The organism is Ralstonia sp. R-29, assembly GCF_049913345.1.
Lineage (GTDB): Bacteria > Pseudomonadota > Gammaproteobacteria > Burkholderiales > Burkholderiaceae > Ralstonia.
The window spans coordinates 878,339-894,728 of the sequence record NZ_CP184378.1 but is presented as its reverse complement, the minus strand read 5'-3'; the positions used below and the strand labels follow the sequence as shown (position 1 = coordinate 894,728).

Genomic DNA, 16,390 nt, shown 5'->3' with positions numbered 1-16,390 from the left:
CGGTGGTCAGCGCTCGGACGATGCGCCTTGCGGGTCGGATGTCGGCGTTCAATACCCGCGCGCGCGGTCCACCAGCCCGACCATCGGCTCGCCGGCATGGAAGCGGCGCAGGTTGTCGATCACCACGACGGCGGCGGAGCGCGGCTGCGTCATGCTGGCAATGTGCGGCGTGATGTGGATGCGTGGGTGCTTCCACAGCGCATGGCCAGCGGGCAATGGCTCGGGGTCGGTCACGTCCAGCATGGCTTCGCTAAGCTGGCCGCTATCGAGCGCGGCGAGCAGGTCGTCGCTCACAAGCTGCGGGCCACGGCCCACGTGCACCAGCATGGCGCCCTGCGGTAATTGCGCGAACAGGGCAGCGCTTAGCACGCCGCGCGTGGCATCGGTCAGCGGCAGCAGGCAGATCAGGATGTCGGTGCGTGCCAGGAATGCCGCCAATTCGTCTTGCCCGGCAAAGCACTGCACGCCATCCACCGCGTGGCGCGATCGACTCCAACCCGCGCAATCGAAACCAAAACCTTGCAGTTGCGCGAGCACCGCCTGCCCGAGCGATCCGAGCCCGAGCACACCAATGCGTCGTTCACCGGCCGGGCGCACCGGCAGCGGGCGCCATTGCTCTGCCTGCTGCTGACGCCGGTAGGCGGGAATGTCGCGGTGCAGGCTCAGCACGGCGTGCGTGACGTACTCGACCATGCCGCGCACGATGCCCGGTTCCACCATGCGCACGATGGGCAGCGCGGGCGGCAGCGTCGCAAAGTTGAACTGGTCGACGCCGGCGCCCGATGAAAACAGCACCTCCAGATGCGGAAACTGTGTAGCGATATCCGCCGGCGGTTCCCACGCCGCAAGAAAGCGCACCCGCAGCGGATCACCAATGTCGGGCCAGATGCGGAAGTCGATCTCAGGCGCGTGCTGGCGGAAGACGTCGGCCCATTGCTGGCCGCGAACCGGGTCGGACTTGTAGAGGAAGGTGGTGGTCACGGTGGGGCAGGGCGTTTGACGTTAGGCGGAATGTCGGAGGCTCAACCCATCGCCTGGGTCACGATGGCAAACAGCGCGGGTGCGCCGGGTGGTGTCGTCAACGGTGCGCCGCGCACCATGGTGGTGGGGGCATCCACACGCAGCAGGCCAATGCTCTCCAGCCACTCAGCCAAGCCGCTCTCGAAATCGATATCGATGCGCGTGAAGTGGCCCGCGTTAATGCCGGCCAGATGCGCGATCAGCGCTTTGGCGCTCTCGGCATCCGGGGCGACCACGGGGCCGATGACGTGGCCACGGCCAAAGCGGCGCAGCATGGCGAAGCCGCGTGGTTCGCCGTCGTCGTCCAGCACGACGCAGGCATCGGCGCTGGCGAGCAGGTCGTCGATCAGCGCATCGCGTGGCATGCCGCGTGCCTCGGCATCCAGGCGGTGCAAGACCTCGGCTTCGTTCTGCCCGGCGGGGCGCAGGCGCCATCCGGGGGGTAGGGCGATCAGCGGTGTGGGTTGCGCAATGCCCTGGTGCTGGCGAACCTCTCCGATGCGCACGAAGCCCAATCGCTCATACAAGCCGCGCCCTTCAGCGGTGGCATGCAGCAGCACGGTGTGGTCCTCCAGGCCATCCAGCAGTGCAGTCATCAGTCGATGGCCGATGCGGCGGCCCTGGCATGCGGGCGTGACGATCACCAGCCCGATGGTGGCGTGGTGCGGGCCCCAGCGCCAGCGCTGCGCGGTGGCGATGATCTGGCCGTCGCGCTCAGCGACGAAGCCTTCGGCATGCGCAAAGCTCTGCGCCCAGTCGGCCGGGCGGTGCGGCCAGCGTTGCTCTTCCGATAGGGCGTGCGCCTGGGCCAGGTCATCGGCGGTCATCGGACGCAGCACCACACCATCGTCGGCGGGGCTGTTCTGGGCGGGGACGGATGAGGAAGACATGGGAGGGGCCTTCTGACGAAGGAGGAGGGTGGCACCGATACTCATCTTGGACGACATCGCCCCGCTGGGCCAGACCGAATTGGGGTTTGCCCGCAATTTGCAAGCATCGTCTGCCGAGGGTATCGGTTTCGCAATTCGATGCGGTGGCGCCCTCGGTTACGAACACAAATGCCGAGCCATCCTGCCTAGCATCAATGACCTCAATTCGATGTGGGTGCCGGGCTTCGGCTCCCCCTATTTTCGTGACCACTTTCGACCCCCGAACCCTTCACGTCCCATCGGGCCATTTCATCGGCGGCAGGTTGGTGCCCGATGCTGGGCGCATCACCGTGCGGCGCCCGTCCGACAACGCCGTGCATGCCGAACTGCCGTTGGCCGACGCCGCCACCGTCGATGCCGCCGTGCAAGACGCGTGGCAAGCCTGGCGCACGAGCGATTGGGCCCGCCGCGCCCCGCGTGACCGGGCTCGCGTGCTGCGCCGCTGGGCTGATCTGATCGACGCCGACGTGGCGCACATGGCGCCGCTGGAGGCGGTCTGCTCCACCCGCCCGGTGCGTGACGCGGCCGCCTGGGACGTGCCGTTCACCGCCGAAGGCCTGCGCTTCTTTGCCGAATACGCCGACAAGCTTGGCGGGGACGTGGCCGCCACGCGGCACGACAACCTGGGCATGGTGGTAGCCGAGCCCTACGGCGTGGTCGGCGCAATTACGCCGTGGAATTTCCCGCTGGTGATGGTGTCGTGGAAGGTGGGTGCGGCGCTGGCAGCGGGCAACGCGGTGGTACTCAAACCATCCGAACTGACGCCGTACACCGCCATCCGCCTGGCTGAACTGGCCATCGAGGCGGGCGTGCCGCCGGGCCTGTTCAACGTGGTGCAGGGCGATGGCCGCACCACGGGCGATGCGCTTACGCGGCACCCGCTCATCTCCAAGATGACGTTCACCGGCTCGACGCGCACGGGTGCCGCCATCATGGGGGCGTGCGCATCGCACGGCCCTAAGCCCGTCACGCTGGAGCTGGGTGGCAAGAGCCCGCAACTCGTGTTTGATGACGCGCCGGACATCGACCGGCTGGCCGGCATCATTGCAGGCGCCATCACCGGGAATGCCGGGCAGGTGTGCGTGGCGGGCTCGCGGCTGATCGTGCAGCGGGGCATTGCCCAGGCATTGATCGAGCGCATTGCCACCCGCTTTGCTGCGTTGCGGCCCGGCGCCACGTGGGATGACTCGGCCACGCTGCCGCCCATCATTTCTGGGCCGCAGGCGGCGCGCATTCTCGACATCGTCGAGCGGGCGCGTGATGCCGGCGCGCAGGTGCGCTGCGGTGGCGGCCTGTTTGGCGATGGCCCGGGCGGCGCGTACTTCCAGCCGACGACTCTCGAAGGTGTACGCGCGGATAGCCCGGCTGTGCAGGAAGAGATCTTCGGCCCCGTGCTGACCGTGCAGACCTTTGACGACGAAGAGGAGGGCCTGGCCCTGGCCGCGCACGAACACTACGGCCTGGCCGCCGGCGTGCATACCGCCGACATTGGCCGTGCGCTGCGCGCCATGCGTGGCATTGCGGCGGGCACGGTGTGGATCAACCGCTACGGGCGCAGCACAGACTTCGTCATCCCCACCGGCGGCTATCACCAGTCGGGCATCGGCAAGGATCTGGGCCGGCAAGCCGTGGAGGCCAACCTGCGCTTCAAAAGCGTGCTGATCGACTTTGCTGCGGCGCATTAGCGGCGCATTGGCGGTGCATGCGGCACGCCACCGGTGCAGACCGCATGGCATGCCGGGAGTGCCCTCTGAAACGGCAGCTTTCTCACGTGAGACCGTGCATTTCCCTATAACGACTGCGAGTCTGCGTGCTTCAATGATTTCGTCATAACCGTGCTGCAAAGACTGCATAACAGCAGCCACATCCAGGACCTTAGGACCCGACGCCATGACCTTCCGCCCCAAGTACATCACCTTTGACTGCTACGGCACGCTCACGCGCTTTCGCATGGGCGAGATGACGCGCGAACTGTTTGCCGACCGCATTCCTGCCGAGCAGATGGAGGCGTTCATTGCGGACTTCACCGCCTACCGCTTCGATGAGGTGCTGGGCGACTGGAAGCCGTACGAGGTGGTGTTGAAGAACGCCGTGCGCCGCCTGTGCAAGAAATGGAAGATCCAGTACTTCGACACCGACGGCCAGGCCTATTACGACGCCGTGCCCACATGGGACCCGCATGCCGACGTACCGGCCGGGCTGGCGAAGGTGGCCAAGGAGATTCCGCTGGTGATCCTGTCCAACGCAGACGACGCGCAGATCCAGAAGAACGTGGCGATGCTGGGTGCGCCGTTCCACCGCGTGTACACCGCGCAGCAGGCCCAGGCCTACAAGCCGCGTCTGAAAGCCTTCGAATACATGTTCGATTCGCTCGGCTGCAACCCGGAAGATGTGCTGCACGTGTCGTCCAGTCTGCGCTACGACCTGATGTCGGCAGACGATCTGGGCATCGTCAACAAGGTGTTCGTCAACCGCGGCCATGGCCCGGGCAACCCGGCGTACCGCTATACCGAGATCCAGGACATCGGCGGGCTGCCGGGTGTGGTTGGTCTTTAAGTCCAATCATGCCGAGTCTCCCTAGTCACCCCACATGACCTCCATGAAACTCGACTCCTACTGGAACGACTCGGTGCCCGCACTGGCGCTGGATGCGCACGATCTGCCGGCGCAGGCAGACGTGGTCATCGTCGGCGGCGGCTTTACGGGGTTGTCAGCGGCGCTGGCACTGGCGCGGCGTGGCGCCAGCGTGGTCGTGCTGGAGGCAGGGGGGCGGGTGGCGCCCGAGGCGTCCGGACGCAATGGCGGACACGTGAACAATGGCCTGGCCGTTGACTACGCGGCGTTGGCCGCCAAGGTGGGCGTGGACCGTGCCCGCGCCTGGTATCACGCCTATGACGCTGCCGTGGATACGGTGGAGCGCATCGTGTTCGACGAAGGCATCGCTTGCGATTTCCAGCGCAACGGCAAGCTCAAGCTCGCTACCCGGCTGCATCAGATGGACGCGCTACAGCGCAGCGCAGACCGCCTGATTGCTGATGGTGTGGATGCCGATGTGGAAATCCTCGATGCTGCCCGCGTGCGCGCCGAAGTGCAGAGCGAGCGCTTTCATGGTGGGCTGCTCTATAAGCGCAGCGGGCAGATGCATATGGGCCGTTTCGCACAAGGCTTGGCCATGGCGGCACAACGCCAGGGCGCCCAGATTCATACGCGCACCTGCGTGCAGCGCGTCGAGCGTGTGCAGGGGCAGGTGCATCGCGTGCATACCTCGCGCGGCACGGTGCTGGCCAAGCAGGTGCTGCTGGCCACGGGAGCCTCGCGCCACGGCGGTTACGGCACGTTCGGCTGGCTGCGCCGGCGCATCGTCCCCATTGGTAGCTTCATCGTCACCACGGAGCCACTGGGTGCAGACCGCGCAAACGCGCTGCTGGCCGCGCGCCGCACGTATGTGACGGTGGCCAACATCCATCATTACTTTCGCCTCACACCGGACCACCGGTTGGTGTTTGGCGGTCGGGCGCGCTTTGCCGTGTCGAGCCCGCAGCAGGACGCGGTGAGCGGGGAGGTTCTGCGCGCCGGCCTGACGCAGACCTTCCCGCAGCTGCATGACGTGCGCCTCGATTACTGCTGGGGCGGCCTGGTCGACATCACACAAGACCGCCTGCCGCACGCGGGCGAGCGCGACGGCCTGTTCTATTCCATGGGCTATAGCGGCCACGGCACGCAGATGTCCGTGCACATGGGCGAATGCATGGCCGCGGTGATGGCCGGCGACGCTGCCGCCAACCCGTGGCGCGATCGCACATGGCGCGCCATTCCCGGTCACTTTGGCCCGCCGTGGTTCCTGCCGGCGGTGGGTATGTACTACAAGCTGAAGGACAGGTTCGCCTAGTCGCGCATCCAACCCGTTTCCTCATCACAACACCGTCTTCGCTGTTTCCACTACAGAGTCATCAGGAGCCCCACCATGAGCGACAGCCGTAACGAGTTCGAGAACCTTGTCGGCCCCGCCGAAAGCCAGCGCGTGATGGCGCAACTCAAGCGCGGTGCCTCGCGGCGCGACGTGTTGAAGATGCTCATGGCGGGCGGCATGCAGGCCACGCTGGCCGGTAGCCTGGCGGGCACTGCCGTGTCGGTCTATGCGCAGACACCGCGCCGTGGCGGACGCATCCGCGTGGCAGCGGCCACGGCGGCCGCCACCGATACGCTGGACCCGGCCAAGCAGTCAAACCAGAGTGACTACGTGCGCTGCAACATGGTCTACAACGGCCTGTTCGCACTCGATGGCACGCTGACACCGCAGCCTGCGCTGGCGGAGTCGTTCCACACCACCGATGCCAAGACCTGGGTCTTCACCTTGCGCAAGGGCGTGAGCTTCCACGATGGCAAGGCGCTGTCGCCGGCCGACGTGGTGTACTCCATCCAGCGCCACAAGGACCCGGCCACGGCCTCCAAGGCCAAGGTGCTGGCCGATCAGATCGACAGCGTCAAGGCCAGCGGCCAGAATGAGGTGACGGTGGTGCTGACCGCCCCGAACGCCGACCTGCCGGTGGTGCTGGGTACGTACCATTTCCACATCGTCAAGGACGGCACGAAAGACTTCAGCACCGGTATCGGCACCGGCCCGTACAAACTCAAGGAGTTCAAGCCTGGCGTGCGCACGGTGGTGGTGCGCAACGAAGGTTACTGGAAGCCAGGCAAGCCATATCTGGATGAGATCGAGTTTGTGGGCATCGGCGACGACAGCGCACGCGTCAACGCGCTGCTCTCCGGCGGGATGGATCTGGTGGGCTCGGTCGACCCGCGCTCGGTGGCGCGCGTCAAGGGCACGCCGGGCTATTCCATCTTCACGACGCAGTCGGGCCAGTACTCCGATCTGATCATGCGTGGCGATGTGGGGCCGGGTACGAACCCCGATTTCGCGCTGGCGATGAAGTACCTGTTTGACCGCGAGCAGATGAGGAAGACCATCGCGCTGGGCAATGCCGTCGTCGCCAACGACCAACCGATCGACCCGACCAACCGCTTCTACTTCAAGGATCTGCCTCAGCGTCCGTTCGACCTGGACAAAGCCAAGTTCCACCTGAAGAAATCCGGTGTGAGCGGCAAGATTCCGGTGGTGGCCTCGCCGGCTGCCACGTATTCGGTGGAGATTGCGCTGGTGATGCAGCAGACCGCGCAGCGCATCGGGCTCGACCTCGACGTCAAGCGCATGCCAGCTGACGGCTACTGGTCCAACCATTGGCTCAACAGCCCGGTGGGGTTTGGCAACGTCAACCCGCGCCCGAGCGCCGACACGATCCTCACGCAGTTCTTCAAGTCCGATGCGGCCTGGAATGAATCGCGCTGGAAGAACCCCAAGTTCGATCAATTGCTGACGGCCGCGCGCGCCGAAACGGACGTTGCCAAGCGCAAGCAGATGTACGCCGACATGCAGACGATGATCCACAACGAAGCGGGCATCGGTATCCCAATGTTCCTGGCCAGCATTGACGGGCACACGTCCAAGCTCAAGGGTTTTTCGGCGATTCCGCTGGGCGGCCTGATGGGCTATGCGTTTGCCGAACACGTCTGGCTGGATGCCTGACGATGCGCGGGCGTTCTTGCTGAAGGGGTTGCCATGAACCGAGTCATCCTCAAGCTACTGGCGCGGCGTGTGCTGCTGGCGCTGGTGTCGCTGCTGGCGGTGTCGGCGATTGTGTTTGCCATCACCGCCGTGCTGCCGGGCGATGCGGCGCAGGAGCAACTGGGCCAGGACGCCACACCCGAGGCGCTGGCCGCCTTGCGCGCGCAGATGGGCCTGAACGTGCCGGCGCCGCAGCGCTACGCACACTGGCTGGCTGGCATTGCGCGCGGGGATCTGGGGCAATCTGCCACCACGCAGATGCCGGTGGCAGAACTGGTGGCGAGCCGCCTGCCCAATTCGCTGCTGCTGGCGGCGGTGACGGCGCTGTTCTCGGTGCCGATCGCGCTAAGCCTGGGCATTGCATGTGCGGTATGGCGCGGCACGTGGTTCGACCGGGTGGCATCAAGTGTGGTGGTGGCGGTGGTGTCGGTGCCGGAGTTTCTGGTGGCCACGCTGGCGGTGCTGGTGTTTGCCGTCAAGCTGCGGTGGTTGCCCGCGTTGTCTTACGTCAGCGATATCGAATCGCTTGGGCAGATGCTGCGCGCGTTTGCCATGCCGGTGCTGAGCCTGTGCTGCGTGATCGTCGCGCAGATGATCCGCATGAGCCGTGCCGCTGTGATCGATCAGCTCGAAGCCCCCTACATCGAGATGGTTCGCCTCAAGGGCGCGTCGCCCATGCGCGTGGTGCTCGCGCATGCCTTGCCCAATGCGGTGGGGCCGATCGCCAATGCGGTGGCGCTGTCGCTGTCGTATCTGCTGGGCGGCGTGATCATCATCGAGACGATCTTCAACTACCCCGGCATCGCCAAGCTGATGGTGGACGGTGTGTCTCAGCGCGACATGCCGCTGGTGCAGGCCTGCGCCATGATCTTCTGCGCGGGCTATCTGCTGCTCGTGACCACGGCGGATGTGCTGGGCATTCTCGCCAACCCGCGTCTGCGTCATCGCTGAGACATCATGGACAAGAGCCTGACGATGGAAACCACGCCCACCTCTCCAACCTTGCCGGCTACCACGCCTCCGCCCGCGCCGCGTCATCGCTTCCGGCGCCTGCTGCGCAGCTTTGGTGCCGCCGGCCTGATCGGCCTGGCGGTACTGCTGTTCTGGTTGTTGGCAGCGGTGGCCGGCCCTGCACTGCTGCCGGCGCACCTGATCACCAGCGGTGACGGCAACGGCGACGTGTTCGGCCCCATGAGCGCCGCTCACTGGTTCGGCACGGATTATCTTGGCCGTGACATGTTCGTCCGCGTGGTGGAAGGCGCGCGGTACACCGTGGGCGTAGCCCTGGTGGCGACCGTGCTGGCAAGCGGCACGGGCACGGTACTGGCGCTGTTTGCCGCCGCCATGGGCGGGCTGGTGGATGCCACATTGAGCCGCGTACTCGATACGCTTACCGCCATCCCAAGCAAGATGTTTGCGCTGCTGATGGTGGCGGGCTTTGGCTCTTCGGTGACGATGCTGGTGGTGACCGCCGCCATCATCTATGTGCCGGGGGCGTACCGCATTGCACGTTCGCTGGCGGTCAACATCAACGCGCTGGACTACGTGGTCGTGGCACGCACGCGCGGCGAGGGCACGCTGTACATCATGCTGCGCGAGATCTTGCCCAACATCCTCGGGCCCATGCTGGCCGATCTGGGTTTGCGTTTCGTTTATGTCGTGCTGCTGCTGGCGAGCCTGAGCTTTCTGGGCCTGGGCATTCAACCGCCGTCGGCTGACTGGGGCTCGCTGGTGCGCGAGAACATCGGTGCGCTGCCCGATGCTGGCGCCTCCGTCATCGTGCCGGCGCTGGCCATTGCGAGCCTGACCATCGCGGTCAACCTCGTTATCGACAACCTGCCGGGCCGGGGTCGTCCCGCAGCCCGCGAACGCGGAGGGCGTTGAACATGGGCGCGTCCGTTGTCGTCAAAGACCTGCACATCACCGCAGGCGAACAGACCCTGGTCGACCACCTGAGCTTTGCCATCCAGCCCGGCGAGGTGCTGGCGCTGATTGGTGAATCCGGCTCCGGCAAGACCACTACCGCACTCGCCCTGATGGGCTATGTGCGCCGCGGCTGCGAGATCGCATCGGGCAGTGTGCGCATTGGCGACATTGATGTTCTGCACCTGCCGCCTGCTGAGCAGCGCGCCTTGCGTGGGCGCACCGTGGCCTACATCGCGCAAAGTGCGGCGGCGTCGTTCAACCCGTCGCGCACCATCCTCGATCAGGTGGTGGAGCCAGCGCGCATTCACGGCACGATGTCGCGCGCGGAAGCCGAGGCCAAGGCCGTGGAGCTGTTCCGCGAATTGGCGCTGCCCAATCCCGAAACGATTGGTGATCGCTATCCGCATCAGGTGTCGGGCGGGCAGTTGCAACGGCTGATGGCGGCCATGGCGCTCATCATCGATCCGGACCTCGTGATCCTGGACGAGCCGACCACCGCGCTGGATGTGACCACGCAGATCGAAGTGCTGCGCGCGTTCCGCCGCGTGGTGCGCGAGCGCAGCGCCACCGCCGTCTACGTGAGTCATGACCTGGCCGTGGTCGCGCAGATGGCCGATCACATTCTGGTGCTGCGCGGCGGCCAGATGCAGGAGATCAACCCGACGGCGCACATCCTGGCAACGCCCGATCACGACTACACCAAGAGCCTGCTGGCAGCGGCACGCCCCCAGGCGCGCCCGGCCGAGCACTGCCTGGGCGAGGGCGAACTCCTGCTCGACGTACACGAACTGGGTGCCGGCTACGGCCCCGTGGACGCCAAGGGCCAGCCCGCCACACGCATCCTCGACGACATCAACTTCAAGCTCTATCGCGGGCAGGCCATTGGCGTGATCGGCGAGTCGGGCTCGGGCAAGACCACGCTGGCGCGCGCCATCGCTGGGTTGATTGCGCCGTGCCAGGGCAACATGACGTTCGCCGGCCGCGAGCTCAAGCCGCTGCTGGCCAACCGGACCCACGAGGAGTTGCGCCGCATCCAGATCGTCTTCCAGATGGCGGATACGGCGCTCAACCCGTCGCATACCATCGAGCGCATCCTCGCGCGGCCGCTGCAGTTCTATAAGGGTTTGAAGGGCGAGGCCTTGCAGCGGCGCATCCGCGAGCTGCTCGATCTCGTGCGCCTGCCGCACAGCGTGGCGCAGCGCCTGCCGGGCGGGCTGTCGGGCGGCCAGAAGCAGCGCGTGAATCTGGCGCGCGCCCTGGCGGCCGAGCCCGACCTGATCTTGTGCGACGAGGTGACCTCGGCGCTCGACACCGTGGTGGGCGCGGCCGTGCTCAACCTCATGGCCGACCTGCGACGCGATCTGGGCGTGTCGTACCTCTTCATCAGCCATGATTTGCACACCGTGCGCGCCGTGTGCGACAAGATCATCGTCATGCAACATGGCCGTAAGCTCACGCAGGTGGCGCGCGCCGATTTCGATCGCGGCCCACATCACCCGTACTATGAGCAACTCGCCAACTCGGTGCCTGAACTGCGCCAAGGCTGGCTTGACGAGCGGGATCACGTGACGCCCCATCCGGCGGCGGCCCTCTCGGCCTAATAAGACAAAAGGAGCGACATGAACCCTGCATTCCGCATTGCGATCATCCCCGGAGACGGCATCGGCAAGGAAGTCATGCCCGAGGGCCTGCGTGTGATTCAGGCAGCGGCCGAGCGCTTTGGCTTCGAGCTGGAGTGCCATCACATCGACTGGGCCAGCTGCGATTACTACGCCCAACACGGCAAGATGATGCCGGACGACTGGAAGGCCCAACTCAAGGGCATGGACGCCATCTTTTTTGGCGCGGTGGGCTGGCCGGCCACGGTGCCGGATCACATCTCGCTGTGGGGCTCGTTGCTCAAATTCCGCCGCGAGTTCGACCAGTACATCAACCTGCGTCCCGTGCGCCTGTTCGAAGGCGTGCCGTGCCCGCTGGCCAACCGCAAGCCGGGCGACATCGACTACTACGTCGTGCGCGAGAACACCGAGGGCGAGTACACCTCGCTGGGCGGCATCATGTACGAAGGCACCGACCGCGAGGTGGTGATCCAGGAATCGGTCTACTCGCGCCGTGGTGCGGAACGTTTGTTGAAGTTCGCCTTCGACCTCGCGCAGAGCCGCCCGCGCAAGCACGTGACGCTCGCCACCAAGAGCAATGGCATCGCCATCAGCATGCCGTGGTGGGATGCGCGCGCCGAGGAGGTGGCGAAGCAGTATCCCGACGTTGCACTCGACAAGCAGCACATCGACATCCTGACCGCGCGCTTCGTGCTGCAGCCGGGCCGCTTCGATGTGGTCGCCGCCACCAATCTGTTCGGCGACATCCTCTCGGACCTTGGCCCCGCGACGACCGGCACGATCGGCCTGGCACCGTCAGCCAACCTGAACCCGGAGCGCACGTTCCCGTCGTTGTTTGAACCGGTGCATGGCTCCGCGCCCGACATCTACGGCAAGAACATCGCCAACCCGATCGCCATGATCTGGTCGGGCGCGCTGATGCTGGACTTCCTCACGCAAGGGCAGGGCGCCGGGCGGGCCGCACACGATGCCATCGTCGCCGCCATTGAGACGGTGCTGAAAGTCGGCCCGCACACGCCGGACCTGGGCGGCACGGCCAACACCACGCAGATCGGCGAGGCGATTGCCGCGCTGGTGGCTGTCGCTTGATCGCTGACTTTTTACCGATTCGAACCATGTCTCTTACGCTCACCCGCACCGACCTGATCCGCAACGCCAACTACATCGCTGGCGAATGGGCGGCTGCCGCTGGCCCGCTGCTGGAGGTCTCCGACCCGGCAACGGGCAACGTCATCGCCCGCGTGCCAGATTCAGGTGCAACGGAAGCTCAGGCCGCGCTGGATGCCGCCCACGCAGCGTTCCCCGCCTGGCGCAAGGTGCCCGCCAAACAGCGCGCGCAGATCATCAAGCGATGGAACGATCTTGTGCTCGCGCATCAGGACGACCTGGGCAAGCTCATCTCGCTCGAACAAGGCAAACCGCTGGCCGAAGGGAAGGGCGAAGTGGCCTACGCCGCGAGCTACATCGAATGGTTTGGAGAACAGGCCACGCGGATGAACGGCGAGATCATCCCCGCGCCCGTGCCGGGCCGGCGCATGTTTGCGCTCAAGGAGCCGGTGGGTGTGGTGGCGGCCATTACGCCGTGGAATTTTCCGGCGGCGATGATCGCGCGCAAGATTGCGCCGGCGCTGGCGGTGGGCTGCACCGTGGTCTGCAAGCCGGCCGAGGACACGCCGCTGACTTCACTCGCCTTGGTGCGGCTCGCGCAGGAAGCGGGCGTACCGCCCGGCGTGCTCAATATCGTCACGGCGTCGCGCGAACGTACGCCCGAGGTGGTGGACGTGTGGCTGGATGACCCGCGCGTACGCAAGCTCACGTTCACCGGGTCGACAGCGGTCGGCAAGCACCTGGCGCGCCGCAGCGCCGATACGCTCAAGAAGCTGTCGCTCGAACTCGGCGGCAACGCGCCCTTCATCGTGTTTGAAGACGCCGACATCGACGCCGCGGTGGAAGGCTTCATGGCGGCCAAGTTCCGCAACGGTGGGCAGACCTGCGTATGCCCGAATCGCGTGTTCGTGCACGACACTGTCCATGATGCGTTTGCAAGCAAGCTCGCCGCACGGGTGGCTGCGCTCAACGTCGGGCCGGCCAGCGACCCCGCCTCGCAGATCGGGCCCATGATCAACGCGCGCGCCGTCGAAAAGATTGACCGGCACGTGCAGGATGCGGTCGCCAAGGGCGCCAAGGTGCTGACCGGTGGCGCGCGCCTGACACAGCTCGGCCCCAACTACTACTCGCCCACGGTCTTGACCAACGCCGATGCCACCATGGCGTGCGCGTGCGAAGAGACCTTCGGCCCCGTGGCGCCGCTGACGCGCTTTACGACCGAAGACGAGGTCATTGCCGCCGCCAATGACACGCCGTTCGGGCTGGCCGCCTACTTCTACAGCCAGGACGTGCGCCGCATCTGGCGTGTCGCCGACGCGCTGGAAAGCGGCATCGTCGGCATCAACGAAGGGGCACTGGCGGCGGAGGCCGCGCCATTTGGCGGTGTGAAGGAGTCGGGCTACGGCCGCGAGGGTTCCGTCCACGGCCTGGACGATTACCTTCACACCAAGTACGTCTGCCAGGGCCAACTGGGTTAACGCGCGCGAAACCCTGTGCCCCCGGTGCAGTCATGGCCCGGGGGCTTCCCCCTAGAAGGCTGTGCGATTTTGGACACAGGTCCGCAACCGCACCCCGAATGCTCCCTACAATAGCGCCACAAAAATGGTACCGATCGCCTCCGCGCCAAGCCGGCGGAGGGAGGCGACGGGACACGGGGGGCGGGTCTGTTCACACACAACGCGTACATACGCCGTCGGGGCGTCATGCGGGCGGCGCTATGCATCGCCGCTGGCGTGGTGCTGGCCGCAGGTTGGCTGGCGTATGCCCGGCATGCCAGCGCCCGGCTTGACACGCCGCCGGCCGTTTCCCCCACCGACGTCGCCGCATCGCTTGCGCGCGGGGTGGCGTGGATCTGGCCCAACAGCAACGGCCCGCAGACTCGGGCGACCAATGTGGCTCCATACCGCGAGGCCGCCGTCCTGGTCGAATCGCTCGTACTGCGCGCTGACGGCAGCACTGAGCGTAACGCGCGCACGGCACCGCTGACGTTGCCTGCTGGCGTGCGCATCATTCCCGTGGTGCATGTTGAATCCGCCGCCGACACCTCTGCCGAACCCACGCCCACCCAAGTCGACGCCATCCTTGCCGCCGTGCGCAGGCAAGCTACCACCGCTGTCGCGGGCGCCGGTCTGCTGCAACTCGACTTCGAAGCGCCACTGCGCCAGCGCGAGGCGTACCGCACGCTGGTCGCCGCCGTACGCAACACGCTGCCTGCGCAAGTGCGCCTGAGCGTCACGGTGCTGGCGCATTGGTGCACGCAGGGCGATTGGCTGGATCGCCTCCCCGTCGACGAGGTTGTGCCGATGCTGTATCGCCTCGGCCCGCATGCGGACGACTGGCGCCGCCGCTTCACGCAGAGCGATGCCGGCCTCGCGCAACGCTGCCGCGGCCCCGCGCTCGGTTTTGCCACCAACGATCCACCGTCGCCGGCATTGCTCGCCCGCACGACACGCCCCTATTGGTTCGACGAGTCCGCCTGGTCGAACCCTGCTCGTCCTCCACGCTACCTCGTTCCATGAAGATCGTCCTATGAAGATGATATGCACTTCGCTTCGCCGCTTTGGTTTTGCCCTTGCAGCGCTTTCATTGGCATCTGCCGGCCACGCCGCCCTGCCAGCCGTCGATGAGCGCGACCTGCCTGAAAGCCTGCGCACCGGTTACGTCGGCCCCATCGTCGGCCCGGCGGACGACACGGCTTACGCACATGGCACGCTTGGGTTGGTCCGGCCGACCTATGGCCGCGCGTCGCTGTTTGTTGCCTGGCGCGTCATGCATCTGCCCGTGGGTGCCGTGGCCAAGGAGAGCCATCGGCGGCAGGGGGACTGGGTCAACGGCCCCGCCAAGCCCGTCGCCAAGCGTGGTGAGGACGAAATTGACGCCTGGTTGAAGGCACGTGCTGCCCTGGTGCCCAAGCCGCCGGCCGTGGCGCCCGCGTATTTCCGCCCCGGCAAGTTGCAGGTAGTAGGGCTGCCCGCCATCGACATCGAGACCGGCCAGTGCGGCCCCGACGCCTACGCCTTTGCCACGCGCATGCTGAACGGCATGACGGTCGACACCATGCTGACGGACGCCGACCGCCGCACCTGGGTGACGCGCCAGGACGCCGTTTTCGCGCGCTGCTCCTGGGCGCCCGGCACCACGCCCGCCCCCGCGCTGCCCGCGCCCCTGCCGGCGAATGCGTCGACCAAGCTGAAGGCGCTCTACGCCTACCAGCACGCCGCCGCGCAGTTCTATGGCGATGATTTTGTCGCTGCCCGCCGCGAGTTCGACGCCATTGCCGCTGATCCGGCCAACCCGATGCGGCCGTGGGCCGCGCTGGGGGCGTTTCGCAGCATCGTGCGCGGCGCCGTGCGCGACACCGAGTGGGAAGCCGCCGTGGACGACGCCTGGACCAAACGCGGCCTGCGCGGGGCTGCCTTCAACGAGGCCGTGCGCGAGCCCGCCGCGCGCCGCAATGCCCGCGTCAGCGCAGTGTTGAAGGAGCTGGAGGCGCGTGCGCAGGCGATCAAGGCCGATGCGGCATTCGCGCCTGTGCAAGACGCCACCAACTACACCGTGCGCCGCATGCTGGTGCAACTGGCGCCCGCCATTCCGCTGAGCTGGGTGATGACCGCCATGGATCGTCCGGAAACCAGCCCGTATTCCCTGGGCATGCTGGCCCTCTTCCAGGAGCTGTATCCGCGTGTATCGCCCGACCGTCCCACGGGGGCGTTTGCGCAGTCCATGCGCCAACACGCGTGGTTTGACTTCGTGATTGCCGTGCAGGCCTGCGCGGGTGGCCCGGGCGCGCCGGACGCCGCCATGTGCAACGGTGAACACGCCCACGCGCTCGCACGCTGGCAGGAGACCAAAGACAACGCCTGGCTGCTTGCCGCACTCATGACGGCCCGCCAGCCATCCGCGGCCGATTTGCCGGCGGCAGATGCGGCGCGTGCCGTGCCGGCGGATCGCCCCGAATGGGCCAGCCTGCAGTTCTACGCAGCGCGCGTGCTACGCGCCCAGGGCCGGGGTGCAGATGCACGTGCCGCTGTGGAGGCGCTGGCCGCATCGCCGGTGGTGCATAAGCGCGATCGCCCGCTATTGCAGGCGGAACGCTGAGCATTGCATAGTAAACAGACCCTAGATTTGCTATGCTTCTGCGCAACGTATCGCAGCCGCGATACGCT

At 66.4% G+C, this 16,390-nt stretch carries 13 protein-coding genes; 11 read left to right on the top strand and 2 right to left on the bottom strand.

Annotated features, from left to right (window positions below; translation table 11 throughout):
* Window positions 1-48: 48 nt before the first annotated feature.
* Both ACN9M1_RS21200 and ACN9M1_RS21195 read right to left on the bottom strand, forming a co-directional pair.
* Window positions 49-981: a 2-hydroxyacid dehydrogenase gene (locus ACN9M1_RS21200; RefSeq protein WP_426400559.1), complete on the bottom strand. Its 933-nt coding sequence runs from the start codon at window positions 979-981 to the stop codon at window positions 49-51.
* A 41-nt stretch (window positions 982-1,022) separates the two neighbouring features.
* Window positions 1,023-1,910, bottom strand: coding sequence for a GNAT family N-acetyltransferase (locus ACN9M1_RS21195; protein ID WP_426400557.1), 888 nt, complete (start codon window positions 1,908-1,910; stop codon window positions 1,023-1,025).
* Between the two features lie 194 nt (window positions 1,911-2,104).
* On the opposite strand from ACN9M1_RS21195, the gene ACN9M1_RS21190 reads away from it, so the two are divergent.
* The 11 genes from ACN9M1_RS21190 (at window position 2,105) to ACN9M1_RS21140 (ending at window position 16,322) form a co-directional block, all read left to right on the top strand.
* Window positions 2,105-3,634: an aldehyde dehydrogenase family protein gene (locus ACN9M1_RS21190; RefSeq protein ID WP_426400555.1), complete on the top strand. Its 1,530-nt coding sequence runs from the start codon at window positions 2,105-2,107 to the stop codon at window positions 3,632-3,634.
* Window positions 3,635-3,839: 205 nt separating this feature from the next.
* Entirely contained in the window at window positions 3,840-4,505 is a 666-nt protein-coding gene (locus tag ACN9M1_RS21185) for a haloacid dehalogenase type II (RefSeq protein WP_426400553.1), read from the top strand.
* Between the two features lie 43 nt (window positions 4,506-4,548).
* Entirely contained in the window at window positions 4,549-5,838 is a 1,290-nt protein-coding gene (locus tag ACN9M1_RS21180) for an NAD(P)/FAD-dependent oxidoreductase (RefSeq protein WP_426400552.1), read from the top strand.
* A 75-nt stretch (window positions 5,839-5,913) separates the two neighbouring features.
* Complete coding sequence (locus ACN9M1_RS21175; RefSeq protein ID WP_426400551.1) at window positions 5,914-7,533, top strand: ABC transporter substrate-binding protein; 1,620 nt, start codon at window positions 5,914-5,916, stop codon at window positions 7,531-7,533.
* A 33-nt stretch (window positions 7,534-7,566) separates the two neighbouring features.
* Window positions 7,567-8,523 carry an ABC transporter permease gene (locus ACN9M1_RS21170; protein ID WP_426400549.1) on the top strand — a complete coding sequence of 319 codons (957 nt, stop codon included), beginning with the start codon at window positions 7,567-7,569 and terminating at the stop codon, window positions 8,521-8,523.
* Between the two features lie 24 nt (window positions 8,524-8,547).
* Window positions 8,548-9,456, top strand: coding sequence for an ABC transporter permease (locus ACN9M1_RS21165; RefSeq protein ID WP_426400702.1), 909 nt, complete (start codon window positions 8,548-8,550; stop codon window positions 9,454-9,456).
* Between the two features lie 2 nt (window positions 9,457-9,458).
* Window positions 9,459-11,099, top strand: coding sequence for an ABC transporter ATP-binding protein (locus ACN9M1_RS21160; protein WP_426400548.1), 1,641 nt, complete (start codon window positions 9,459-9,461; stop codon window positions 11,097-11,099).
* 18 nt (window positions 11,100-11,117) lie between these two features.
* Window positions 11,118-12,206 (top strand): tartrate dehydrogenase, encoded by a 1,089-nt coding sequence (locus ACN9M1_RS21155; RefSeq protein ID WP_426400547.1) that lies wholly within the window; start codon window positions 11,118-11,120, stop codon window positions 12,204-12,206.
* A 26-nt stretch (window positions 12,207-12,232) separates the two neighbouring features.
* Window positions 12,233-13,702: an NAD-dependent succinate-semialdehyde dehydrogenase gene (locus ACN9M1_RS21150; RefSeq protein WP_426400545.1), complete on the top strand. Its 1,470-nt coding sequence runs from the start codon at window positions 12,233-12,235 to the stop codon at window positions 13,700-13,702.
* 225 nt (window positions 13,703-13,927) lie between these two features.
* A complete protein-coding gene (locus tag ACN9M1_RS21145) occupies window positions 13,928-14,743 on the top strand; it encodes a hypothetical protein (RefSeq protein WP_426400544.1) in 816 nt (271 codons plus the stop codon).
* Between the two features lie 67 nt (window positions 14,744-14,810).
* The gene (locus tag ACN9M1_RS21140) at window positions 14,811-16,322 is read left to right on the top strand and encodes a hypothetical protein (protein ID WP_426400542.1); all 1,512 of its coding nucleotides are present in this window, start codon (window positions 14,811-14,813) and stop codon (window positions 16,320-16,322) included.
* Window positions 16,323-16,390: the final 68 nt, after the last annotated feature.